Origin of the sequence: Lactococcus sp. FSL W8-0209 (assembly GCF_038006585.1) — a bacterium.
Classification (GTDB): domain Bacteria; phylum Bacillota; class Bacilli; order Lactobacillales; family Streptococcaceae; genus Lactococcus; species Lactococcus lactis.
Window position 1 is genome coordinate 1,194,060 of record NZ_JBBOVN010000001.1, and the last position, 23,367, is coordinate 1,217,426.

General features: G+C 35.6%; 23 protein-coding genes and 1 pseudogene. 22 read left to right on the forward strand and 2 right to left on the reverse strand.

What is annotated here, in order from left to right:
• Nucleotides 1-130 precede the first annotated feature (130 nt).
• From MKX45_RS05955 to MKX45_RS05965, 3 genes are read left to right on the forward strand one after another with little or no spacing between them, the layout of a single operon-like run.
• On the forward strand, nucleotides 131-595 hold the full coding sequence (locus MKX45_RS05955) for a MarR family winged helix-turn-helix transcriptional regulator (protein ID WP_340816907.1): 465 nt from the start codon (nucleotides 131-133) through the stop codon (nucleotides 593-595).
• A complete protein-coding gene (locus tag MKX45_RS05960; protein ID WP_340816908.1) occupies nucleotides 588-2,132 on the forward strand; it encodes an MDR family MFS transporter in 1,545 nt (514 codons plus the stop codon). Before MKX45_RS05955 ends, MKX45_RS05960 begins: the two co-directional genes overlap by 8 nt.
• Nucleotides 2,132-2,851: a DUF4811 domain-containing protein gene (locus MKX45_RS05965; protein ID WP_057720846.1), complete on the forward strand. Its 720-nt coding sequence runs from the start codon at nucleotides 2,132-2,134 to the stop codon at nucleotides 2,849-2,851. Before MKX45_RS05960 ends, MKX45_RS05965 begins: the two co-directional genes overlap by 1 nt.
• A 355-nt stretch (nucleotides 2,852-3,206) precedes the next feature.
• Here MKX45_RS05965 and MKX45_RS05970 read toward each other — a convergent pair.
• Nucleotides 3,207-4,364: pseudogene (locus MKX45_RS05970) on the reverse strand (IS3 family transposase).
• A 125-nt stretch (nucleotides 4,365-4,489) separates the two neighbouring features.
• On the opposite strand from MKX45_RS05970, the gene MKX45_RS05975 reads away from it, so the two are divergent.
• From MKX45_RS05975 to MKX45_RS06055, 17 genes are all read left to right on the forward strand, one after another.
• Nucleotides 4,490-5,341, forward strand: a complete 852-nt coding sequence (locus MKX45_RS05975) for an LCP family protein (protein WP_340817268.1) — start codon at nucleotides 4,490-4,492, stop codon at nucleotides 5,339-5,341.
• 186 nt (nucleotides 5,342-5,527) lie between these two features.
• A complete protein-coding gene (locus MKX45_RS05980; RefSeq protein ID WP_004255006.1) occupies nucleotides 5,528-6,763 on the forward strand; it encodes a phosphopentomutase in 1,236 nt (411 codons plus the stop codon).
• Between the two features lie 55 nt (nucleotides 6,764-6,818).
• Complete coding sequence (locus MKX45_RS05985) at nucleotides 6,819-7,088, forward strand: zinc ribbon domain-containing protein (protein WP_128267905.1); 270 nt, start codon at nucleotides 6,819-6,821, stop codon at nucleotides 7,086-7,088.
• A gap of 70 nt (nucleotides 7,089-7,158) precedes the next feature.
• On the forward strand, nucleotides 7,159-7,863 hold the full coding sequence (gene deoD / locus MKX45_RS05990) for a purine-nucleoside phosphorylase (RefSeq protein ID WP_004255010.1): 705 nt from the start codon (nucleotides 7,159-7,161) through the stop codon (nucleotides 7,861-7,863).
• 139 nt (nucleotides 7,864-8,002) lie between these two features.
• Nucleotides 8,003-8,449 (forward strand): ASCH domain-containing protein, encoded by a 447-nt coding sequence (locus MKX45_RS05995; protein WP_004255012.1) that lies wholly within the window; start codon nucleotides 8,003-8,005, stop codon nucleotides 8,447-8,449.
• Nucleotides 8,450-8,532: 83 nt separating this feature from the next.
• Nucleotides 8,533-8,859 carry a heavy metal-binding domain-containing protein gene (locus tag MKX45_RS06000; protein ID WP_010905638.1) on the forward strand — a complete coding sequence of 109 codons (327 nt, stop codon included), beginning with the start codon at nucleotides 8,533-8,535 and terminating at the stop codon, nucleotides 8,857-8,859.
• Nucleotides 8,860-9,014: 155 nt separating this feature from the next.
• The gene (locus MKX45_RS06005; RefSeq protein WP_340816909.1) at nucleotides 9,015-10,682 is read left to right on the forward strand and encodes a formate--tetrahydrofolate ligase; all 1,668 of its coding nucleotides are present in this window, start codon (nucleotides 9,015-9,017) and stop codon (nucleotides 10,680-10,682) included.
• 108 nt (nucleotides 10,683-10,790) lie between these two features.
• Nucleotides 10,791-11,384 carry a C40 family peptidase gene (locus MKX45_RS06010; RefSeq protein ID WP_081037477.1) on the forward strand — a complete coding sequence of 198 codons (594 nt, stop codon included), beginning with the start codon at nucleotides 10,791-10,793 and terminating at the stop codon, nucleotides 11,382-11,384.
• A 137-nt stretch (nucleotides 11,385-11,521) separates the two neighbouring features.
• Nucleotides 11,522-12,367, forward strand: coding sequence for an amino acid ABC transporter substrate-binding protein (locus MKX45_RS06015; RefSeq protein ID WP_015426227.1), 846 nt, complete (start codon nucleotides 11,522-11,524; stop codon nucleotides 12,365-12,367).
• 261 nt (nucleotides 12,368-12,628) lie between these two features.
• A complete protein-coding gene (locus MKX45_RS06020; RefSeq protein WP_004255026.1) occupies nucleotides 12,629-13,516 on the forward strand; it encodes an amino acid ABC transporter permease in 888 nt (295 codons plus the stop codon).
• 11 nt (nucleotides 13,517-13,527) lie between these two features.
• Nucleotides 13,528-14,280, forward strand: a complete 753-nt coding sequence (locus tag MKX45_RS06025; RefSeq protein WP_004255031.1) for an amino acid ABC transporter ATP-binding protein — start codon at nucleotides 13,528-13,530, stop codon at nucleotides 14,278-14,280.
• Between the two features lies 1 nt (nucleotide 14,281).
• Nucleotides 14,282-14,509, forward strand: a complete 228-nt coding sequence (locus tag MKX45_RS06030) for a DUF4059 family protein (protein ID WP_004255037.1) — start codon at nucleotides 14,282-14,284, stop codon at nucleotides 14,507-14,509.
• Between the two features lie 194 nt (nucleotides 14,510-14,703).
• Entirely contained in the window at nucleotides 14,704-15,630 is a 927-nt protein-coding gene (trxB, locus tag MKX45_RS06035) for a thioredoxin-disulfide reductase (RefSeq protein WP_010905642.1), read from the forward strand.
• Between the two features lie 142 nt (nucleotides 15,631-15,772).
• Complete coding sequence (gene secG / locus MKX45_RS06040; protein WP_003130913.1) at nucleotides 15,773-16,021, forward strand: preprotein translocase subunit SecG; 249 nt, start codon at nucleotides 15,773-15,775, stop codon at nucleotides 16,019-16,021.
• Between the two features lie 249 nt (nucleotides 16,022-16,270).
• Nucleotides 16,271-18,724, forward strand: coding sequence for a ribonuclease R (gene rnr / locus MKX45_RS06045; protein WP_057720664.1), 2,454 nt, complete (start codon nucleotides 16,271-16,273; stop codon nucleotides 18,722-18,724).
• An 18-nt stretch (nucleotides 18,725-18,742) separates the two neighbouring features.
• Nucleotides 18,743-19,330, forward strand: a complete 588-nt coding sequence (locus MKX45_RS06050; RefSeq protein WP_128267901.1) for an isochorismatase family protein — start codon at nucleotides 18,743-18,745, stop codon at nucleotides 19,328-19,330.
• Nucleotides 19,331-19,413: 83 nt separating this feature from the next.
• Nucleotides 19,414-20,472, forward strand: a complete 1,059-nt coding sequence (locus MKX45_RS06055) for an endonuclease (protein ID WP_057720663.1) — start codon at nucleotides 19,414-19,416, stop codon at nucleotides 20,470-20,472.
• Nucleotides 20,473-20,497: 25 nt separating this feature from the next.
• Here the strand turns inward: MKX45_RS06055 and MKX45_RS06060 are convergent, their stop codons facing one another.
• Nucleotides 20,498-21,439 (reverse strand): prenyltransferase, encoded by a 942-nt coding sequence (locus tag MKX45_RS06060; RefSeq protein WP_340816910.1) that lies wholly within the window; start codon nucleotides 21,437-21,439, stop codon nucleotides 20,498-20,500.
• Nucleotides 21,440-21,592: 153 nt separating this feature from the next.
• Here MKX45_RS06060 and MKX45_RS06065 point away from each other — a divergent pair, with 153 nt between their 5' ends.
• Both MKX45_RS06065 and MKX45_RS06070 read left to right on the forward strand, forming a co-directional pair.
• Nucleotides 21,593-21,856 (forward strand): ACT domain-containing protein, encoded by a 264-nt coding sequence (locus MKX45_RS06065; protein WP_003130922.1) that lies wholly within the window; start codon nucleotides 21,593-21,595, stop codon nucleotides 21,854-21,856.
• Between the two features lie 116 nt (nucleotides 21,857-21,972).
• On the forward strand, nucleotides 21,973-23,310 hold the full coding sequence (locus MKX45_RS06070) for a PFL family protein (RefSeq protein WP_003130925.1): 1,338 nt from the start codon (nucleotides 21,973-21,975) through the stop codon (nucleotides 23,308-23,310).
• Nucleotides 23,311-23,367 lie beyond the last annotated feature (57 nt).

The following is a 23,367-nucleotide window of genomic DNA, read 5'->3' on the forward strand; positions in this document are numbered from 1 at the left end:
CTATTTTGGAATAGGTTTTTTTATTTTAACAAAAAAATAAAAACTAAAATTTTTATTCTTGACAAAAGATAGTGAACGGATTATAATAGTTAACGTCGTTAGTAAATATCACCGTTAGGGAGGAGTGAAAATGGATTACAATAAGGCAGCGGAGGTTTTCCTCACAACTGTTATCAAAAGAGGAAAAGCAGAGATGATGCACCGCTTTAATACCTACTCCCAAGGGGAGCATTTGGTATTGGGCTATCTTTATAAGGAAGCTGGAAAGCAAATTGTTCCAAGTAAGATTGCAAAATTTACGCATACAAGTACTGCAAGAATTGCGACAATCTTGAATAATCTTGAGAGTAAAAATTTAGTTACCCGTGAGATTTCAAGAACAGACCGTCGAAAAATTTTAGTAGCCATTACTGATAAAGGACGTCATGTTGCGGAAGAAATTCGAGTAGAAGCTTGCTCAAATTTAGCACGCGTTTTTGAAGAAATGGGTGAAGAACGAACAGAAAGTTTCATTGAAAATTTCAAATTATTTTTAGAAATTGGAATGAAGCTAGCTAAAGAAGACAAAGAAAAAGAGGAGGAAAAAAATGACTGATACATACGAAAAAGATTACCATTTAGATATACATGGTAAACATTATAGCCGAATCGGAATGCTTATTTTGATTCTGGTTGGTACATTTGGAGCCATGTTGATGCAAACATCACTCGGGACAGCAATTCCAACATTGATGAATGACTTCAACATCTCCATGTCAACAGCACAACAAGCAACAACATGGTTTTTATTAGCCAATGGGATTATGGTTCCTATTTCAGCATATTTAGCAACAAAATTCCCTACACGTTGGCTTTACGTTACAGCATACGCAATTTTATTTATCGGAATGTTTGTTGCTTACTCGGCTCCAACATCAAGCTGGTGGGTTTTCCTAGCAGGTCGGATTCTGCAAGCTATTGCAGTTGGGATTACAATGCCTTTGATGCAAGTTGCCCTTGTTAACATGTTTCCAGCTAAACAAATGGGAGCAATCATGGGTGTTGCCGGAGTTGTTCTTGTCCTTGCGCCAGCCTTAGGTCCAACATTTGCAGGTTGGTTAATTACTCATAAATTTAACCTTATCTTTTGGACATTTGCAGCAAGTTGGAGAACAATTTTCCTTATTCCAATGATTGTCGTCGGAGTTGTTTTCCTTATTTCAATCTTTGCAATGCGTGATGTTATTCCGAACCGTCCAATGAAATTAGACTTCTTGTCAGTTTTACTTTCAGTTGTTGGTTTTGGTGCTTTCCTTTGGGGATTCACTAATGTTGCAACTGACGGATGGGGTAAATTTAATACAGTTATCGCCCCAATTGTTGGAGGTTTGATTATTATCTTCCTCTTTGGTTTACGTCAACTTAAAATGGACGATCCATTCCTTGATATTCGCGTCTTTAAAATTAGACAGTTTACTTTGGTAACTCTTGCACTTGCTTTAAGTACAATGGCAATGATGGGTGTTGAAATGATGCTTCCTCTTTACCTTCAAGATGTCCATGGACTTTCTGCCTTTAATTCAGGTTTGGTTCTCTTACCCGGGTCATTAATGATGGCTGTTGTTGCCCCACTTGCTGGTGGAGTTTATGACCGAATTGGTTCAAAACGTCTTGCGGTGATTGGTTTCCTCGTTTTGGCACTGGGAACTGTACCATTTATGTTCTTTACAGCTACAACTCCTGACCACTTTGTTACTCTTCTTTATGGATTACGTATGGTTGGTGTTGGTATGGTAATGATGCCATTAACAACTAGTGCCATGAATGCAGTTCCAGTTAATGAAGTTGCTCAAGCAACAGCTTCAAACAATACAGCGCGTCAAGTCGCGTCATCAGTTGTTGTTGCTCTCCTTTCTTCAGTCGCTCAAAATGTAATTACTAACAATATGCCTGCTTCATCATTAAAATCAACAAATCCATTGCAATTTGCAAATAAAGCAATCGAAGCAATGTTACAAGGTTACCACGCTTCATTCGCAATTGGATTCGTCTTTGCCATTATTGGTATCGGAGTTGCTCTATTCTTGAAGAGTGGTCGAATGATTGCTGGTGTCCCTGTTGAAGAACAAGACTTGAAAGGAGAAAATAAATAATGCTAATTATATTATTATTGGTAGTGTTTATGATTGGAACTTTCTTTGGTTTCATGTTTATAAAAAACACAATCGCTCATTGGTTAGTTGGTGGAATTTCCTTTCTCTTATTAGCTGGTTCTGTGACCATGCTAACTATGCATATCAGAGATAACTGGGGAATGAAAGAAGTAACAACTTCAACTACTCACCAAATTTATACTGCTGGAGATAAATCAGCTCCTTATGGAATGATGATTAAAGCAGAAATCGGTAAAAACACTGATAATTATGTCTTTGTTTACCGAAATAATGAAAAATCGGAAAAAGCCGACACTAATTTTAAACCTGATGAAAAACACATTTCAGAAGCTGTTAAAAAATCAGCGACTTATAAATTAGTGGATAATACTAAAGCAACAGTTACAACTAAAACGACAAGACGCGTTTGGTCATCTGACTTTTATAAATTACTATTTAGTGTAGGTGGTGAACAAAATGAATTAGTTAAACAAAATTCAGTTGTTTCAGTACCTAAAGATACATGGTTAGTTTTGACTCAAGATCAAGTTAAAAAATTGAGTCAAGAAGCTCCAGCAATGCAAAAACAAATGGAAGCTCAACTTAAAGCTGACCCACAAAAAGCGGCTCAACTTGCTGCACTTCAAAAATCAAATCCAACAGAATATGCTAAAATGCAAGTAAAACAAATTAAGCAACTTCTTGGAATTACTGAATAAATAATAAAAAGACTTTAAAATTATTTGAGGTCTTTTTATTACATTAAAGTTAAGTAAATATAAATAGCGCAAAGAAAGTTACTTTACGTTATTTTTCTTGACAATAAATGAAACTAATAATACAATTGATAAATAAACGAAACTTAAAATTCATGTGTAGTAAAAAAACCTTAAAAAAATAACGAATAATAAAATTATCGCTTGTAAGGTAATGCGTTTTTACATAATATTTTAAGTTTTTCTACATATCCTAATTTTAGGGTGATATACTATGAAAGGCTTAGTTCAGTTTTTGGAAAAATCTTATTTTGAGCAAGAAAGAGGTAGACATGATTAATGGACTAATGTCAAATATTTAGACACAAAATGAGCTATATTTTCTTAAAATAATTTTCTTCTTTCTGATTTGGAGTTAAACCATTGTTGGCGGAATGAGGATTATAATTGTTATAAAATTGTTCGATGTATTCAAAGCAAGAGAGTTGAACTTCTTGAATGGAGTGATAAGTTCTGCGATTAATTTCTCGTTGTTTAAGATACTTGAAAAAGACCTCAGTCACGGCATTATCATAAGGATATCCAGGCTTGGAGTAAGAAGCAAGCAATTGATGCTCATCTAATAGCTTTCTAAAGGAAGCTGACTTAAATTGACTGCCTTGATCAGAATGAAAAATGATTGGTTCTTTAGGTTTTCTTTTCTTTATAGCTATCTCTAAGGTATCACAGGCGAGTTTGGCATCAATTCGATCACTTACTTTCCACGCAATACATTTCCTTGAGTAGAGGTCAAGAATAGCACAGAGATAAATATGTCGTTTAGGTCCTATAGAAATATAAGTGAAGTCAGTTGTCCACACTTGATTTGGGGAGTTCGGGTTAAATTCTTGTTTCAGTAGATTATCAGAAGAAAATTCGGGCGATTTGTTTGAATAAAAACGAGGTTTAATGGTTGACATTTTAGGGAGTGTCATAGACTTGAGAAGTCTTAAGATACGCCCTTCAGAAATATTGACGCCATAATCACGCAGGAGAATAATTTTAAAAGCTCTTGTTCCGATTCTTTTCTTGGCTTTCATATAGATTTCAAGAAGTAATTTTCTCAAGCGTTGATTTTCTACTTCACGCTTCGAAGGCCTCTTGTTTATGAAGTTATAGTAGGTGGAACGATTGACATGTAAAACACGACAGAGCATAACTGTCGTGTGTTCAAATCGGAGTCTATAGATGGCTTTCAATCTTACTTGGAGTTTTGCATGAATATGGCACTCGCTTTTTTTAAGATCAGATTTTCTTCCTCTAGTTGGGCATTCCTTTTTTGTAATTTTTGAATCTGTTTAGCAGTCAACACCGTATTATCTTCAAGACGCACTTGAGAGTACTGCTTAATCCATTTTGCAAGTGCAGAAGAAGATACCCCATAATCTTTACAGAGTTCAGTTTGTGTTTTACCAGTTTGATAGAGATTAACGAGCGATTGTTTGAAATCCTCGTCGTAACGTTTAAAACCTGACATAAAAGTCCTTTCATTTTTGTGTCTTAATAGACAGATTATAACACACAATTTTCTGTCCACTTTTATAGTATAGCTCCACTTATGATGAACCATTTAAAAGAGGACATAAAAAGAAAAAAAGAAAAATTTTACGAATTTTTATCATTGCGCTTTTTGTATTGATCGTACTTTTAGGCGCAGTTGGTGGTAAAGTTTATTTTGATTTGAAGTCAGCGATAAATAAAGCTTATGTTAGTCCACCGACCGAAACGACGAGTGTTTCACTAAAAAACAAAGAAGCTTTTACGACAGCTGTCCTTGGAATAAGCGAAATTAATGGAAAAGAAGTTTTAGTTTCGGCGGATATGGCAGCAATGAATCCTCGCTTGCAACAAACAACAGTTATCAATATTTCAACAAGTGCGTTACTTCCAAATCATCAATCTTTAGGAACTTTTTATAATTCTGGAGGAGCAGCAGCGGTCATTCAGGAAATGGAAGAGCTATTGCAGGTCAAAACGAATAAGTTTGTAAAAATTGATTTTGACCAGATTGGCAAATTGGTTGAGGCAATCGGGGGACTTTCACTTCAAAATGCAAATGTCTTTAATGCTCAAGGTTACAATTTTCCTCAAGGAACAATTAGTTTAAAGAATTCAACAGAGGTAAAGGCCTATCTTACTTTATTAAATGAGTCAGATAGCAAAAAACTCTTTGGAAGACAACAAGAACTTGTGATGGCGACAATGACGAAGCTTAAAAATCCGCAGGTTATTATCGGACATTTTTCTCAAATTTTGGCTGCTTTTCCTAAAGTTTTTAGAATGAGTTTTAGTTTTGGAAATTTCAAAGCTTTGGTAGTGAATTATCATGGGGCTAAAAGGATTAGTAAAATCAATATCCATAGCGATAAAGTGGAGGGACAGTCAGGAGTGACGACAATTTCACAAGCTAATCTTGATTTGGCGAAAATACAATTTCAAGAAAGTTTAAAATAAAAGAATATAAATCATTGGACAAACATCTAATGATTTTTTTTATGACATCTATTTAGTAGAAAATGCAATTTTTGACAAAAAGAATGTATTTTTTTAACAGCTTTGACTGCCCTTTTTGGAAGAGTTTATGTATAATAGAATTAGTTAGTTTTGCTATTGATATAGCAGCAGAAATGGAGAGATATAATGCCTAAAAAATTTGGTCGTATTCATCTTGTTGTAATGGACTCTGTCGGAATTGGTGCTGCACCAGATGCTGACAAATTCTTTAATCATGACGTTGAAACGCATGAAGCAATTAATGATGTGAACTCAGACACGATTGGTCATATTTCAGAAATTCGTGGGCTTGATGTGCCTAACCTTCAAAAATTGGGTTGGGGAAATATCCCGCGTGAAAGTCCGCTCAAAACGGTTCCAAAAGCTGATAAACCAGCAGCATATGTCACTAAACTAGAAGAAATTTCAAAAGGTAAGGATACAATGACTGGGCACTGGGAAATTATGGGCTTGAATATTCAAACGCCATTCCCAACTTATCCAGAAGGTTATCCAGAGGATTTACTTGAAAAAATTGAGGAATTTTCTGGCCGTAAAATCATTCGTGAAGCAAATAAACCTTATTCTGGAACAGCAGTCATTGAAGATTTTGGTCCTCGTCAATTGGAAACTGGTGAGTTGATTATTTACACTTCAGCAGACCCTGTTTTGCAAATTGCGGCACATGAAGATGTCATTTCTCGTGAAGAACTTTATAAAATTTGTGAATATGTTCGTTCAATTACCCTTGAAGGGTCTGGAATCATGATTGGTCGAATCATCGCTCGTCCTTATGTTGGAGAAGCTGGAAACTTTGAACGGACTGATGGACGTCGTGACTATGCATTGTCACCATTTGCTGAAACAGTTTTGGAAAAACTTTATAAGGCTGGAATTGATACTTATTCAGTTGGGAAGATTTCAGATATTTTCAACACAGTAGGTGTGAAATATGATATGGGGCATAATCATAACGATATGGACGGGGTTGACCGTCTGCTTAAAGCAATGACAAAAGCTGAGTTTACTGAAGGATTTTCTTTCACAAACTTAGTTGACTTCGATGCTAAATATGGACATCGTCGCGATGTTGAAGGTTATGGAAAAGCAATTGAAGACTTTGACGGTCGTTTGCCAGAAATCATTGATGCAATGAAAGAAGATGATTTGTTGATGATTACTGCTGACCACGGAAATGACCCTTCATACGTAGGAACTGACCATACTCGTGAATATATTCCACTCGTGATTTTCTCTAAATCATTGAAAGACCCTAAAGTTTTACCAGTGGGACATTTTGCTGATATTTCAGCAACTGTTGCCGAAAACTTCTCTGTTAAGAAGGCTCAAACTGGTGAATCATTCTTGGATGCTTTGGTTTAATAGGAAAAAATTTCTGTCAGTAAATTTTACTGACAGAGTTTAGAAAGATTTATTTATGGCTAAGAAAGCATTTTGTCAGTCGTGTGGAATGCCAATTGCTGATGATTCTTATAAGGGAACGCAAGCAAATGGAGAGTTTTCAACCGACTATTGTATCTATTGCTATATGCAAGGACGATTTGTCCAACCAGAACTTACTTTTGCTGAAATGGTTGAAATTGGGCGAAAAGCTTTAGATAATAATTCAATGCCCAAAATGCAAAAATGGCTTTTCAAAAAGCTTTATCCAATGCAACTCAAAGGTTTGAAACGCTGGAAAAATTAAGTTCTTAACTTACTGATAGAAATCCTGTCAGTAAATTTGATAATTATATTAAAAGAAAAGGAAATTAAAAATGCCAACACCACATATCGAAGCTCAAAAAGGCGAAATCGCAGATAAAATTCTCTTACCAGGAGATCCACTTCGCGCAAAATTCATCGCAGAAAACTTCCTTGAAGATGCTGTGCAATTTAACCAAGTTCGCGGAATGCTTGGCTTTACTGGAACTTACAAGGGACATCGTGTTTCTGTTATGGGAACAGGAATGGGAATTCCTTCAATCTCAATCTATGCTAATGAATTAATTACAGAATACGGTGTAAAAAGATTAATTCGTGTTGGGACTGCTGGTTCTGTAAATGAAGATGTTCATATTCGTGACCTTGTCATTGGGCAAGCAGCTGCGACAACTTCAGCGATTATCCGTAATGATTTCCCTGATTTTGATTTCCCACAAATTGCTGATTTTGATTTGCTTGATAAAGCTTATCATATTGCAAAAGACCTTGGAATTACAACTCACGTTGGAAATATTCTCAGCTCTGATTTGTTCTACGGTGGACCAGATGCAGTTAAAGTTGGAAAACTTGGTGTGAAGGCTGTTGAAATGGAAGCTGCTGGCCTTTATTATCTTGGGGCAAAATATAAAGTTCAAACTTTGGGAATTATGACAATTTCCGACCATATTTTGACTGGAGAATCAACAACTTCTGAAGAGCGTCAATTGACTTTCACAGATATGATGAAAGTTGGTTTGGAAACTTTGATTTCTGAATAATTAGTTAAAGTTCTGTCTTAATGACAGGACTTTTTTATTTATTATCAATAAAAATGCATTTAATCATCTGTGCTTAAAAAATTTTGATATGATGGAATAAACTAGGAAATTAAATTTTCCTTCAAACAAAGGAGAAAAGATGACTTACGAAGATTTTATCAAAGAAGCAGGATTGGCAAGAGAAAATTTTAGGTGGGCTTGGGCATTTTGTAATGAGGTTGATGGTCCAATAACTGAGCCAGAATTGGCTGATAAACTTTTAGATTTAGTATTAGAAGGAAAGAAAAGTGCGACGGCTAGTGCTGTAGCTGAGTATGGTGAAGATGAACCATTCCCTTCAGTTGATGGAAAATTTGATATTTTACTAGATGGAAAAGGTCAACCAAGAGCTGCTATTACAACTTCTAAAGTTTATGTGCGAAATTTTTTTGATGTCAGCGCTGAGCATGCTTTTAAAGAAGGAGAAGGGGATCAAAGTTTAGACTACTGGAGGAAAGTGCATCAAGACTTTTGGAGTGACTTAAAAGTATATAGTCCTAATATGGAAGTGCTTTGCGAAGAATTTGAAGTTCTTTACCAAAACTAAAAGTGGTAAATAAAAATTGTTGACTATTTTTTTAGTCATGCTATAATTATTTTAAAATTATGCTTTATGAAAAGAGGAATAAAATGGAAGAAATACTTATTGTGACTACAAATGAAGTGGCTGGTTATCGAATTACTGAAGTATATGGTGAAGTTTTCGGATTAACAACGCGCTCAAGAAATTTATTTTCAAGTGCCGGTCAACAGATGAAAACTGTTGTAGGTGGCGAAATAAATGGTTATACAAAACTTCAACATGAAACCCGTGAAACTTCGATTGATCGTATGAGAGAGGAAGCTAAAGCCAAAGGAGCAAATGCAATTGTTGCGATGCGTTTTGACTCATCGACTTTCCAAAATATTGATTCTGTCGCTGCTTACGGAACAGCTGTTAAAATTGAAAAAATCTAAAGGCTAGCGAAAGCTAGTTCTTTTATTTCCGAACAATTTTTAGTTAAGCCTGCCAAAAGAAATACTATTAAGGGAAAATTCCTTCATTTTTTGTTAGAATAATATTAAAATTAGTATAATTAAACTCAAATATGAGATGCCTTTAGAGGAGAATTATGAAAACGGATATTGAAATTGCTCAAGCTGCTGACATTCAACCTATTACCAAAATTGCTGAAAAGATTGGACTATCATTTGATGATATCGAACTTTATGGTAAATACAAAGCTAAAATTCCTTTAGAGGTTTTAGATAAGTTTGACCAACAGTCAGAAGGAAAACTTGTTTTGGTGACATCAATTAATCCCACACCTGCTGGAGAAGGAAAATCGACAGTTACTGTCGGTTTGGCTGATGCATTTGCAAGACAAGGTAAAAATGTAATGGTGGCCTTGCGTGAACCTTCTTTAGGGCCTGTTATGGGAATTAAGGGTGGAGCTGCTGGTGGTGGTTTTGCACAGGTATTACCAATGGAAGATATTAATCTTCATTTTACAGGGGATATTCATGCGATTACAACTGCCAATAATGCTATTTCGGCATTTCTTGATAATTCGCTTCATCAAGGAAATCCGTTAAATATCGACCCAAGAAGAATCATTTGGAAACGTGTTGTTGATTTGAATGACCGTGCCCTTCGTCATGTCACTGTTGGACTTGGTGGCCCTTTAAATGGTGTGCCCCGTGAAGATGGTTTTGATATTACAGTAGCCAGTGAAATTATGGCGGTTTTATGTTTGGCAACTTCAATCAGCGATTTGAAAGAACGTTTAGGAAAAATTGTTCTGGCTCAGTCTTATGACCGTAAACCTGTAACACTTGGTGATTTAGGGGTTCAAGGGGCTATTGCGATGCTCTTGAAAGATGCACTGAAACCAAACCTTGTTCAGACAATTGAGGGAACGCCAGCTTTGATTCACGGTGGACCTTTTGCCAATATTGCACATGGTTGTAATTCTGTTTTGGCAACAAAAACAGCCTTAAAACTATCGGATATTGTCATTACAGAAGCTGGGTTTGGAGCTGACCTTGGTGGTGAGAAATTTTTAGATATCAAAACTCGTCAGCTCGGAAAACAACCTGATGCGGTAGTAATTGTGGCTACACTTCGTGCACTTAAAATGCATGGTGGCCTTGATAAAAAAGAATTGACTAAGGAAAACGTAGAGGCTGTTAAAAAGGGCTTTGCTAATTTAGAACGTCATATTAAAAATATGCAGAGTTACGGTTTGCCAGTAATTGTGGCAATTAATGAGTTTGCATCAGATACTAAATCTGAAATTTCAGCATTAAAAGAGCTGACAGAAGCATTGGGAGTTCCAGTTTCATTGACCCAAGTCTTTGCTAAGGGTGGTGAAGGTGGTTTAGATTTGGGCGAAAAACTGTCAGGAATGTTACAAGAAAAATCTGATTTTAGCTATCTTTATGACCTAAAAGAGCCATTATCAGCTAAAATTAACAAAGTTGTGACAGAAATTTATGGCGGTTCCAAAGTCAATTATTCACTAAAGGCTAAGCGTCAGATGAGAGAAATTGAAGAAAATGGTTGGAATGATTTGCCAGTATGCATGGCTAAAACTCAATATTCATTTTCAGACCAACCAAATCTTTTAGCGGCGCCAGAAGGCTTTGAAGTTACAGTTCGTGAGCTACTTCCAAAAATTGGAGCTGGATTTATCGTTGCTCTTTTGGGGGACGTGATGACAATGCCAGGGCTTCCTAAAAATCCAGCAGCTTTAAAAATGGATGTCACTGATGATGGAAAAATCTCAGGATTATTTTAGAAATGAGTTTAAGTGATTTTGTTACGTAAAGATTAAATGTAAATTTTTTCGGTAACAAATTTACAAAAAATTAAAAACTTGTAAAACCGCTTGTCAAGCGGTTTTTTTGTGTTATACTTGCTAACAATGTTGAAAAAAATAATTATTTCTGCAGCACTTCTTACAAGTTTTAGTGCTGCCCTGATTGCGAATCCTGCAAAAGCGGATTCAGTATTTGATGATAATAAAGCACAAAGTTCACTGACAGATTTGTCAGCAGCAACAAATTCACTTGATGTTTTAACAAAAACAATGAATGATACTGTTAGTGCCGTTTCAAAAGTAGAAAAAACACAAAGTGCGGCTAAAGAAGTTCAGACACGAGCTGACAAACTTGTCAGTACAGCCAAAAAATATTTAGGTGTTCCCTATGTTTGGGGTGGAACTACACCAGCTGGCTTTGATTGTTCAGGATTCACAAGTTACGTCTATAGAGAAGTTTTAGGTAAAGAAATTGGTCGTACAACTTGGGACCAAATTGCAAGTGGAAAACAAATCGGGCTTGACCAAGCCAAAGTTGGAGATTTGATTATCTTTTATGGTGGAGACCATGTGGGAATTTATCTTGGAAATGGCCAAGTGATTCATGCACCACAACCTGGTGAGTCAGTTAAAATCAGTTCTGTTACTGATATGTCGGCTGATTTTGCATTAGAGTATTAAATATAATAGAAGGAAATAGCATTTATTGCTATTTTTTTGTTATTCTTATAGCTAAATCTGGCTATAAGTTTTTTTTATGGCAAAGGACTTAAGTTCGTGTTAAGATAGGTCTATCAAATTTTTAAAGGGGAACTTTTATGAGAACATCACTAAAGGTCACATTTGCCGCTCTTTCACTTATCGCTGCTGGAACTTTGGTTGCATGCTCATCAGGTTCAAAAGATTCATCAGATAAAGCCACATCTGTTGTGATTGCGACAGATGGGGCAACAAAGCCATTTACTTATTCAGATAGTCAAGGAAATTTAACGGGTTACGATATTGAGGTTGCTCGTGCGGTTTTCAAGAAATTGCCACAATATAAAGTGAAATTTCAAGTGACAGATTTTTCTGGGATTGCACCAGGGATTGATTCTGGTCGTTACCAAATGGGAGCCAATGATTTTGGCTGGGAAAAAAGTAGAGCTGAAAAATATTATTTCTCATCACCACTATCAAAATCAAACAATGCAGTTCTTGTGAAGTCTGGGACTTATAAAACTTTGGCGGATTTGGCTGGGAAATCAACAATTGGTAATCCAGCATCAAATTATACTAAGTCAATTCAAGATTGGAACAAAGCCAATCCAGATAAAGAAATCAAAATTAGTTACTCAGCAGATTCTACTTCAATTAACACAAGATTCACGCAAGTTGAATCAGGAAAAATTGATTTCATGCTTTATGATAAGATTTCTTTAGAGTCTGCAGTTAAAGAACAAGGTTTTGACAATCTAAAAATTGAAGATATCAGTATGGATACTGGTGATGCTGAACATGACGGTTATGAATATTTCCTCTTTGGCAAAGATTCGCAAGGTAAAAAACTTCAAAAAGATGTGAATGGAGTTTTGGCAAAAATGCAGGCTGATGGTAGTTTGGCGAAAATTTCTAAGAAGTATCTTGGTGGGGATTTCGTGCCAAAAGCAGAAATGTTTAAGTAAATTTTACTGACAAGAAATTTAACCTAAAATCGAAGAGCTGTCAGTAAAATATTTGTCTCTTGGCAAATCAAAATTTACTGACAGCTCAGTTCGTAAAAAATAGGAGAAAAAAAGACCAAAATTTTGTATAATAGTAGAAGTGATGGTCAGGTAAAAAATCGAACTTATAAGTAAAAATATTAAATGATAAGTTCAATAAATCCGAATAAACTCTGTCACTTTTTTACTGACAGAGTTTTCCCTATTAGAAAAATAAAAAATATGAAAAAAAATAAAAAAATAATTCTTGGGATTGTCTTGCTTTTGGCTTTAATTATCTTGCCAGCTCTTCCCTTTCTCTTAATCAAAGGTCAATATAATTTTCATGACTTTTGGACCATGTTTTTCACAAAGATTTTTAGTTGGTCAGCATTTGTAGATGCCTTTTTACCAATTATAAAAATGATTCCGTCGTCTCTTGAAATGACAATAATTGCCATGGTCTTTGGGTTACTTTTAGGACTCATTCTTGCTTTGGTTCGTATTAATAAAATTCCAATTTTGAATCAATTGCGTGCTTTGTTTGTTAGTTTCATTCGTGGAACCCCTATCTTGGTGCAATTATACCTTTCATATACAGGGATTCCGTTGATTTTAAAAGCAATCAATATGAATTATGGAACGAATTTTAATGTCAATACAATTCCAGCTATGCTTTTTGTCATTGTTGCTTTTGCACTCAACGAAGGGGCTTATAACTCGGAAACAATTCGTGCTGCAATTCAATCCGTTGATAAAGGACAAATCGAAGCAGCCAAATCACTCGGAATGACAAACTTCCAAGTTTTTATGCGTGTGACTTTACCTGAAGCAGCAACCGTTGCAACGGCTCCTTTAGGAAACGCTCTGATTGGACTTTTGAAATCAACTTCACTTGCCTTCGTTGCAGGTGTGGTAGAAATGACAGCTCGTGCTCAAATTATTGGGGGCTCAACCTTCCGTTTATTTGAAACTTATTTAGCCTTAGCTTTAGTTTACTGGCCAATTTGTATTATTTTTGAACTCTTAATTCGTGGATTGGAGCGTAAATTAGACGTAAGAATGCCAAATGATAAACGTAAAAATCGTGCACAAATTTCATTGAGCAAAAATCCATTTAACCAAGCCTAAGGAGGACGATAATGATTAAAATTACAAATATAAGTAAAACATTTTCGGGTAATCAAGTTCTCAATGACATTAGCTTGGAAATTGAAGAAGGAGATGTTGTTGCCCTTATTGGCGCTTCTGGTGCTGGGAAATCAACCTTTCTCCGGGCTTTAAATGATCTTGAAAGACCAGATAGTGGTCAAATTGAAATTGATGACTTAAAGATTGATTATTCGACAATAACAAAGCAAGAAGTACTTGAACTTCGCAGAAAGACTGGAATGGTTTTTCAACAATTTAATCTTTTTGAACGTCGGACTGCCCTTGAAAATGTAATGGAAGGGTTGATTCAGGTTAAAAAATTATCTAAGGCGCAAGCAAAAGAGATTGCCGAAGCTGAATTAGATAAGGTTGGTCTAACTGACCGGAAAGATTACTATCCAAAATTTTTATCAGGTGGTCAAAAACAAAGGGTTGGAATCGCTCGTGCTTTAGCGATGCAACCAAAACTTTTACTTTTAGATGAACCGACATCTGCCCTTGACCCTGAATTAGTTGGTGAAGTTCAAGAAGTAATTTTAAATGCAGCTCAAAATAAACAAACAATGGTTCTTGTCAGTCATGAAATGGACTTTGTTTATAATGTAGCAACAAAAGTGCTTTTTCTTGAACAAGGGAAAATCATTGAAGCGGGAACTCCTCAAGAAGTTTTCTACTCACCAAAAAATCCTCGTACACGAGAGTTTTTATCACGTCATGTCAAGAATTTAGAGGTTAATAACTAAAATGATGATTTTACAGTTTTATTTAAAAGGTCTATTAATTTCAGCTATCTTTGTTTTATTGGTAGGTGGATTATATGCGTTCACTTACCTTGTGCGAAATACGAAAAAACCGTGGACTGAAAGAAGAAACCGAATTTTTGATTTAATTTTAGTTGGTATTTTAACGACGCCTATCCTGAGTTTTGCTGTTTTAGGAGTACTTGTAATACTAAGAATTCGTGGACTTTGATTTCTATTTATGCTTTAAATAAATCTAATTAATGGAAAAATATCGTTTGACAATGTAAAATGGTGCTATAAGATTTTAGATATTAGAAAAAAGAGTTTTTAGAACTAATAAAAAAGGGCTCAAGTTTGCTGAAATGCTAGCTTGAGTTTATGAATTTAAGGGGAGTTCTTTAGCTCTTAGAAAAGGGATTAAAAATGACAGAAAAGAAATATGATGTTGTCATCATTGGTTCAGGCCCTGCGGGAATGACTGCAGCGATGTATACTGCACGTTCTGAAATGAAAACTTTGCTTTTAGAACGTGGTGTTCCTGGTGGTCAAATGAATAACACAGCTGAGATTGAAAATTATCCTGGCTATGAAACAATCATGGGTCCTGAACTTTCGATGAAAATGGCTGAACCTTTGGAAGGTTTAGGTGTAGAAAATGCTTATGGTTTTGTGACGGCTATTGAAGACCATGGGGATTACAAAAAAATTATCACAGAAGATGATGAGTTTGTCACTAAATCAATTATTATTGCGACAGGGGCTAATCACCGTAAGCTTGAAATTCCCGGTGAGGAAGAATATGGGGCTCGCGGAGTTTCCTACTGTGCCGTTTGTGATGGTGCTTTCTTTAGAAACCAAGAAATTTTAGTTATTGGTGGTGGTGACTCTGCTGTTGAAGAAGCTCTCTACTTGACTCGTTTTGGTCAATCCGTAACAATTATGCATCGTCGTGATAAATTGCGTGCACAAGAAATTATCCAACAAAGAGCTTTCAAAGAAGAAAAAATCAACTTTATTTGGGATTCTGTTCCTATGGAAATTAAAGGGGATGATAAAAAAGTTCAATCCGTTGTTTATAAAAACGTTAAAACAGGTGAAGTAACTGAAAAAGCTTTTGGTGGAATCTTCATTTATGTGGGACTTGACCCAGTTGCTGAATTTGCTGGTAATCTTGGAATTACTGATGAAGCCGGTTGGATTATTACCGATGACCATATGAGAACAAGTCTACCTGGTATTTTTGCCGTAGGTGATGTTCGTCAAAAAGATTTCCGTCAAATCACTACAGCTATTGGTGATGGAGCGCAAGCAGCTCAAGAAGCTTATAAATTTGTAGCTGAACTTGATTAAAATAAAAAAATTACTGACAAAATCGTCAGTAATTTTTTATTAAAGGATTCGGAATGACTTTTAATCGAAAATATGGTAAACTGTAAGTAACGCAATTTTGAAAAAGGAGATTAGGTTTATCGCCTAAGTAATTTATAAGACTATGGAAAAAGTAATTTATGACATTTTGCTTGTTGCAATGCTTGTAGTTTCAGCATTTATTATTGTAGCGATTTTCATGCAACCTTCAAAACAAGATGGAGCAGCAGATGCTTTTTCGGGTGGAACAGGTGAATTGTTTGAACGTCGTAAAGCGCGCGGTTTTGAGGCAGTGATGCAGCGTTTTACAGCAATCATGATTGGCTTATGGCTAGTTATTGGATTTGCTCTTGTTGTTTTATCAACACGTTAAAATTGCGGGCTGAAAACAGTCCGTATTTTATTTTCTTATAAATGTTTTTCTAATTGCGTCAAATGTTTAATTGTCCAAATTGTCAGTGGTAGAATTGATTCTATCAGTCAAAAATGTCTGATAAAATGATTAATACCACTGATAATCTCTTAAAATATTAGCTAAAAAATCAAGTTAATATTTGAAACAAAAAAAGAAAGGGGCTTTTTGTCCAATTTTTGTGGTCAAAAAGTTCATTGAGAGAATATAATGAGTATTAGAGAAGTAATCATGGACTATCTTGAGAATAGTTCAAAAAAAGCACTGTCAGTAGAAGAATTGTCAGTTGCGTTACATATGAATAAGGCTAAAGATTACAAAGTATTTGTCAAAACTTTAGCTTCACTAGAAGCCGAGCATTTGCTTAATTTTACTGCAAAAGGTAAAGTTGAACTCGCCGAAAAAGAAGAGGCAAAAGTTGTCATCAGCGGAATTTTCCGGGCCAATGCAGCTGGCTTTGGTTTTGTCAGCATTGATGCTGAAGAACCAGACGTTTTTGTCGCAAGAGGTCAAACGGCTTTCGCCCTTGATGGTGACGAAGTTTTTATTGAAATTGATAAAAATGCCAATGCGCTCAAAGGAACTTCTGCTGAAGGGCATGTTGTCGAAATCATTCGCCATGACGTCCATCAGGTTGTTGGAACTTTTGTAGCTTTGAATGATGATGAAAAAGAGCAAACAGGACTGATTGGTTTTGTTAAATCTCGGAATAAAAAAATCCCTTATCGTGTTTATTTAGGAAATGAAGGATTAATTCCTGAAAATAAAGCGATTGTTCGTGTTGAAATCACTCATTATCCAGATAAGGAATTTCCACAGACAATGCAAGGATTAGTCACTGAAATTATTGGCCAAGCAGATGACCAAGGAATTGACGTTTTGGAAGTTTTGGCTTCAATGGATATTGTTTCTGAATTTCCAAAAGAAGTTTTAGACCAAGCTGAAGCTGTTCCAGAAGAAGTTCCAGAAAATGAAATTGTGGGACGGGTCGATTATCGTAATGAAATCACTTTTACAATTGATGGAGCAGACGCAAAAGACCTTGATGATGCTGTGCATGCTAAACGTTTGGAAAATGGAAACTATGAATTAGGAGTACATATTGCGGATGTTTCACACTACGTCACTGAAAATTCTCCATTAGATAAAGAAGCTTACGAACGTGGAACTTCTGTTTATGTAACGGATCGAGTAGTTCCAATGCTGCCAGAACGTCTCTCTAATGGAATTTGTTCATTGAATCCTCGAATCAATCGTCTAACACAGTCTTGTGTCATGGAAATTAGTCCTGAAGGTAGAGTGATCAACTATCAAATTTCTCAATCAATTATTAAAACGACAGAAAGAATGACTTATGATGCCGTTAACCAAATGATTGCAGGAGATGAAGCAGCACTTGAAAAATATGCTAAAATTGCAGATTCTGTAAAAATAATGGTTGAACTTCACCATATTTTAGAAGCCATGCGTAAAAGACGCGGGGCCATTGATTTTGATACAGTAGAAGCGAAAATCATTGTCAATGAAAAAGGACTGCCAATTGAAATTAGAAAACGAACACGTGGCATTGCTGAGCGAATGATTGAATCATTCATGCTTGAAGCGAATGAAACAGTCGCGACACATTTTGAAGCGCATGGACTGCCTTTTATCTATCGGATTCACGAACAACCAAAAGCTGATAGATTGCAACGTTTTATTGATTTTGCAGCAACTTTTGGAATGCAAATTGAAGGAACTTCAAATGGTATTGATCAGAAGGTTTTACAAGCTTTCATGAAGAAAATTAAAGGTCAGCCTGGCGAAATGGTCTTGTCAACTATGTTGTTACGGAGTATGCAACAAGCTCGTTATTCAGAAAACAATGAGGGGCACTTTGGTTTAGCTGCGGAAAATTATACGCACTTTACTTCACCAATTCGTCGATATCCCGATTTGTTGGTTCATCGATTGATTCGTGAAATTGGTGAGGGAAAAACGCCAGCTAATATTTTACAAAAATGGGAAGATAAAATTCCTGAAATTGCAGAACATTCTAGTCATCGTGAACGCCGGGCGGTTGATGCTGAACGTGAAGTTGAAAAAATGAAAAAAGCCGAATTCATGGAAGAACATGTGGGTGAAGAGTTTGAAGGGATTATTGCTTCAGTTACTCGTTTTGGAATGTTTATTGAACTTGAAAATACGATTGAAGGTTTAGTTCATATTTCAACCCTTAAAGGTGATTATTTTAATTATCAAGAAAGAATGTTGGCGCTTATTGGCGAACGAAGTGGACTTACCTTTAAAATTGGTCAGCCTATTAAAATAAAAGTTGTCAAAGCTGATAGAATGACTGGGGAGATTGATTTTGAATATCTACCTTCAGAATTAGATTTGATTGATAAAGCAGCGAAAGCGAAGAGAAAACCTGAACATAAGGGTCGCAAAAAATCAAATCAATCTCTTAAGGTTAAATCAGTAGCGACAAAATCTACTGACAAATCTGCTAATAAATCAAAAAATGGCAGAAGAGCTGACGAGAAATCTGAATTTGATAAAAAGAAAAAGAAATCTGCTAAGAAACCATTTTACAGTAAAGCTGCTAAGGGCAAATTTACTGACAAAAAAGATAATGGCAAAAAATTTACTGACGGAAGAAAAAAGCCACATAAAAGAGGCTAAAATTTGAGAGAAAAAAATATGACAACTTTGAATTTAGAAAAAACAGCCTTGGTTATTATTGACCTACAAAAAGGAATTGCAGGGCGTGAGGGATTTGCTCCTTATTCTGCACAAGAGGTTTTAGCTAAAAATAAAGAACTTGTAACAAGTTTAAAAAATACAGGCGCTTTAATTGTTTTTGTTCACGTCAAAAACTACGGTGGCGAAACTTTAAAACCAAAAACTGACAATCCAGCTGTTGCACAAGGACAAATTCCGGCAGATTTTGCTGATTTTGTCATGCCTGAAGCATATGATAAAGAATATAATAATGTCATTCATGTCGCTAAACATAACTGGGGCGCATTTTACGGCACGGATTTAGATGTCCAATTACGTCGTCGTGGAGTTGATGAAATCCTCTTGACTGGAATTGCTACAACGATCGGTTGTGATACTACGGCCCGTGAAGCTTTCCAGCATGGTTATCAAGTTATTGCTATTGAAGATGCAATGACAGATTTTAATGGACAACTCCATCAAGGAATTGTTGAGGGAATTTTCCCACGCCTTGGACGAGTTCGCTCAACACAAGAAGTTTTAAAAATGATTGAAGAAAGTAAATAAGTTTGGGATAAATATTTTACTGACAGACTGTTTAGGAGTGGCTGTCAGTAAATTTTCCTAGAATTATTTAGTGAATAAATAATATGAAAAATCGCTTAAAGTTAATTGGAAAAATTCTTGTCAGCATTATTTTAGTATTTGCTCTGATTATTGGCTCTTATGTCATCTATGTTTATGCACAATATCATCGCCTTCCTAATGATATGAAGCAGACAATTAAAAATCCTCAAACTCAGCAAGTTGAGCTGGGACAAACCTATAAAATGATGACTTTTAATATCGGTTATGGATCTTACCCTCCTTCTTTCAATTTTTTCATGGATGGTGGGGATGATGTGCGAGCTTATAGTAAATCTGCTGTCAAATCTGCAATTCAAGAAGATATCAGACTTATTAATAAAGAGAAGCCAGACTTTGGAAATATTCAAGAAATTGATTGGCAAGGAGATCGCAGCCAACAAGTAAATGAACCTCAAATGGTTCGTGCTGGCCTTCCCGATTATACCAGTGTTCTGACACAGAATTACGATTCAGCCTTTCTTTTTTATCCGGTGACCAAGCCAATTGGAAAAGCTAAATCTGGAATTATGACTTATTCTAAATATGAAATTGAAAGTTCAACAAGATATAAGTTGCCTATCGAAACTAATTTTAATAAATTTTTTGATTTAGACCGAGCTTTTTCTGTCAGTATTTTGCCAATTAAGAATTCAGATAAAAAATTCGTCATCTTTAATACACATCTGTCAGCATTTATCACTGACCAAAAAATTCAAAAACAACAATTATTGACTTTATTTGATGAGATGAAAAAGTATGTTTCTAAAGGAGATTATGTCATTTGTGGGGCTGATTATAACCATGCCCTAGCTGGTAAAGCTCATCCAGAATTAACATGGATGAAGGAATTTCCCACGGAAAATTTGACAAAAGGAATGCGAGTGGTCGCACCAACCAATGCCCCAACTGTTCGTTCACTTGATTATGCCTATGATAAGAAAATTCCAAAAAATACATTTGGAATTATTGACGGATTTCTTGTTTCAAATAATATAAAAGACTTAAAAATACAAACCATTGATAATCAATTCAAATCATCGGACCACCAGCCGGTTGTCATGGATTTCTCTTTGGAAAAGTAAAAAAAGCGCTAAGCGCTTTTTTATTTTACTTAAAAATAATTCCCAGTAACAACGTAAGGGCAAGAGAAGCATTAAATAACATCAGATTGTCAATTTGAAGGTGGAAAGTCTCTGATTTACTTTGTTTGGCTCTAAATTTTTTAATATTAGGAATAACTTTCAGGGCAATGATGCTCATTAATAATGACCAAATTGGTAAAATTCCCAAAGCAATGGCAATTAAAATACAAAGTCCAGCAAATAAAAATAGTCCAGTAAATACTTTTAAACTAAGTGGAATCTTTAGATAATAAGGTAAAGTATAACGCTCATTGCGAATGTCCTGTTCTAAATCGCAAATATTATCAGAAAACATAATATTAAAATTTTGAACGAAACACATCAGACCGACTAGAAGGATTGGTAAAAGAATTTTAAAGTCCCAAGTCCATGTCATGAAACAATTCCTGTCAAAATTAATGAAAAAATAGCCTTTATCATAAGAATTAATATAGACAGCAAGGAAAAAACCAAAGAATCCTTCGCAAAGACCGGCTAAAATTTCGCCCAAAGGAAAACGAGAAAAAGCAAAAGGACCATAAGTATAGAAAATAGCAATTAAGAAACAAAGTCCACCAATTGGTAAAATCGCAAGATTAGTCAAGAAAAGAACAATTAGTCCAACGACTACATCAATCGCTAAAAGTGCCAAACAAATGTTTAAAGCAAGTTTAGGATTAATCGATTTAGCAACGATAATATTCCATTTCTTATACTCAGGATCAAGTGCTTTTTGATAATCCATCAGATTATTCCAAGCCGAAACAAAAAGATTAATGCTTGCTAAACCAATAAAAAATAGAAGCGTAGGCCAAAAATGAAAACTTCCAAAGTACCAAAAGGCAAAAAGACAGCCAGCAATCGGTGATAATAATGCTGCGGGCAAGGTTTGAATACGTGTAAAATTAAAAAAAGTTTTTAAAGTCATGATAAGCTGATTATAGCAAAAACTAGCCAATAAATCATGAATGATTTTGACTGACAGAGCTGTCAGCAAAAGTTTATTTTACTGACAAGAAAATTGACTGAAAATTTAAATAAAAATGTTATAATAGAATAAAAATTTGAATGGAGAAACAAAATGCGCGCAGTTGTAACAGTAGTAGGAGCAGATAAAATTGGGATTGTTGCTGGAGTCACAGCAACATTGGCAGAACTTGAAGCAAATATCATTGAAATTTCACAAACCTTGATGAGTGGAGCTTTTACCATGATGATGGTAGTTGAAACACAAAATAGTGATTTTTCAGCCTTTCAAGCAGAACTTTCAAGAAAAGGTGAAGCCTTGGGTGTCAATATTCATGTTCAAAATGAAGCAATTTTTAACGCCATGCACAAATTATAATTTACTGACAGAAAAAAATTAGCCAATAAATGACTTTTATTTAAAAGTATTTTTACTGACAGCACGAAAAAAATTTCTGTCAGTAAAATTTTAATCAAAACTAAGGAAATTAAATAATGGATATTCAAAATATCAAAGAAACAATTGCGATGATTGAAGAACAAAATTTCGACATTCGCACAATAACAATGGGAATCAGTCTTCTTGATTGTATCGATGCTGATATTGATAAAGCAGCTGAAAAAATCTATCAAAAAATTGTCAAAAAAGCAGGAAAACTTGTTGAAGTAGGTAACGAGATTGGACATGAACTCGGTATTAAAATTGTAAACAAACGTGTTTCTGTAACACCCATTGCAATTATTGGAGCAGCAACAGCTGCTGATGATTACACACCACTTGCTCTTGCGATGGACCGTGCAGCAAAAGAGATTGGCATTGACTTTATTGGTGGCTATTCTGCTCTTGTGCAAAAAGGCTATCAAAAAGGTGATGAAATTTTGATTAAATCAATGCCTAAAGCCCTAGCAGCAACTGAGCGCGTCTGTGCTTCGGTAAATGTTGGTTCAACTAAAACAGGAATTAACATGACAGCAGTTCGAGATATGGGTGAAACCATCAAAATCATGTCTAAAGGTGATAAATGGCTCAATGCCAAACTTGTTGTCTTTGCTAACGCCGTTGAAGACAATCCATTTATGGCAGGAGCTTTTCATGGAGTTGGGGAAGCAGATACGATTATCAATGTTGGAGTTTCAGGACCTGGTGTAGTTAAACGTGCTCTTGAAAAAGTCCGCGGAGAATCTTTTGATATTTTAGCCGAAACCATTAAAAAGACAGCTTTTAAAATTACAAGAATTGGTCAACTTGTTGGTCAAATGGCTTCAGAAAGACTTAATGTTGAATTTGGAATAGTTGATTTATCACTTGCACCTACACCAGCAATTGGCGATTCGGTTGCACGCGTTTTGGAAGAAATGGGACTTGAAACTGTTGGGACTCATGGAACAACAGCCGCCCTAGCCATGCTTAATGACGCTGTGAAAAAAGGCGGAGTTATGGCAGCTGAACGTGTTGGTGGACTTTCAGGCGCCTTTATCCCAGTTTCAGAAGATGAAGGAATGATTGCCGCTGTCAATTCTGGGGCATTGAATATTGAAAAATTAGAGGCCATGACTTGTGTTTGTTCAGTTGGCTTGGATATGATTGCAATTCCTGAAGAAACACCAGCATCTACCATTGCAGCAATGATTGCTGACGAAGCCGCCATCGGGGTCATTAATCAAAAAACGACAGCAGTACGGATTATTCCAATGGGCAAAGAAGGCGAACAAATTGAATTTGGTGGACTTTTCGGTGTAGCACCAGTTATGAGAGTAAACAAAGCGTCGTCAGCAGATTTTATTGCTCGTGGCGGTCAAATTCCAGCACCAATTCATTCATTTAAAAACTAAAAATACTTTTAAAATTCAGCTCCTAAATATTTCTAAAAAATGATGAGCGCTTCCAAA

Excerpts from the sequence above, each read along its gene's own strand:
- MKX45_RS05955 (WP_340816907.1), top strand. The coding sequence starts at position 131 with ATGGATTACAATAAGGCAGCGGAGGTTTTCCTCACAACTGTTATCAAA.
- MKX45_RS05980 (WP_004255006.1), top strand. The coding sequence starts at position 5,528 with ATGCCTAAAAAATTTGGTCGTATTCATCTTGTTGTAATGGACTCTGTC.
- deoD (WP_004255010.1), top strand. The coding sequence starts at position 7,159 with ATGCCAACACCACATATCGAAGCTCAAAAAGGCGAAATCGCAGATAAA.
- MKX45_RS06070 (WP_003130925.1), top strand. The coding sequence starts at position 21,973 with ATGGATATTCAAAATATCAAAGAAACAATTGCGATGATTGAAGAACAA.
- trxB (WP_010905642.1), top strand. The coding sequence starts at position 14,704 with ATGACAGAAAAGAAATATGATGTTGTCATCATTGGTTCAGGCCCTGCG.
- MKX45_RS06015 (WP_015426227.1), top strand. The coding sequence starts at position 11,522 with ATGAGAACATCACTAAAGGTCACATTTGCCGCTCTTTCACTTATCGCT.
- MKX45_RS05965 (WP_057720846.1), top strand. The coding sequence starts at position 2,132 with ATGCTAATTATATTATTATTGGTAGTGTTTATGATTGGAACTTTCTTT.
- MKX45_RS05960 (WP_340816908.1), top strand. The coding sequence starts at position 588 with ATGACTGATACATACGAAAAAGATTACCATTTAGATATACATGGTAAA.
- MKX45_RS06025 (WP_004255031.1), top strand. The coding sequence starts at position 13,528 with ATGATTAAAATTACAAATATAAGTAAAACATTTTCGGGTAATCAAGTT.
- MKX45_RS05995 (WP_004255012.1), top strand. The coding sequence starts at position 8,003 with ATGACTTACGAAGATTTTATCAAAGAAGCAGGATTGGCAAGAGAAAAT.
- MKX45_RS06030 (WP_004255037.1), top strand. The coding sequence starts at position 14,282 with ATGATGATTTTACAGTTTTATTTAAAAGGTCTATTAATTTCAGCTATC.
- rnr (WP_057720664.1), top strand. The coding sequence starts at position 16,271 with ATGAGTATTAGAGAAGTAATCATGGACTATCTTGAGAATAGTTCAAAA.
- secG (WP_003130913.1), top strand. The coding sequence starts at position 15,773 with ATGGAAAAAGTAATTTATGACATTTTGCTTGTTGCAATGCTTGTAGTT.
- MKX45_RS06060 (WP_340816910.1), bottom strand. The coding sequence starts at position 21,439 with ATGACTTTAAAAACTTTTTTTAATTTTACACGTATTCAAACCTTGCCC.
- MKX45_RS06055 (WP_057720663.1), top strand. The coding sequence starts at position 19,414 with ATGAAAAATCGCTTAAAGTTAATTGGAAAAATTCTTGTCAGCATTATT.
- MKX45_RS06000 (WP_010905638.1), top strand. The coding sequence starts at position 8,533 with ATGGAAGAAATACTTATTGTGACTACAAATGAAGTGGCTGGTTATCGA.
- MKX45_RS06065 (WP_003130922.1), top strand. The coding sequence starts at position 21,593 with ATGCGCGCAGTTGTAACAGTAGTAGGAGCAGATAAAATTGGGATTGTT.
- MKX45_RS06005 (WP_340816909.1), top strand. The coding sequence starts at position 9,015 with ATGAAAACGGATATTGAAATTGCTCAAGCTGCTGACATTCAACCTATT.
- MKX45_RS06050 (WP_128267901.1), top strand. The coding sequence starts at position 18,743 with ATGACAACTTTGAATTTAGAAAAAACAGCCTTGGTTATTATTGACCTA.
- MKX45_RS06020 (WP_004255026.1), top strand. The coding sequence starts at position 12,629 with ATGAAAAAAAATAAAAAAATAATTCTTGGGATTGTCTTGCTTTTGGCT.
- MKX45_RS05985 (WP_128267905.1), top strand. The coding sequence starts at position 6,819 with ATGGCTAAGAAAGCATTTTGTCAGTCGTGTGGAATGCCAATTGCTGAT.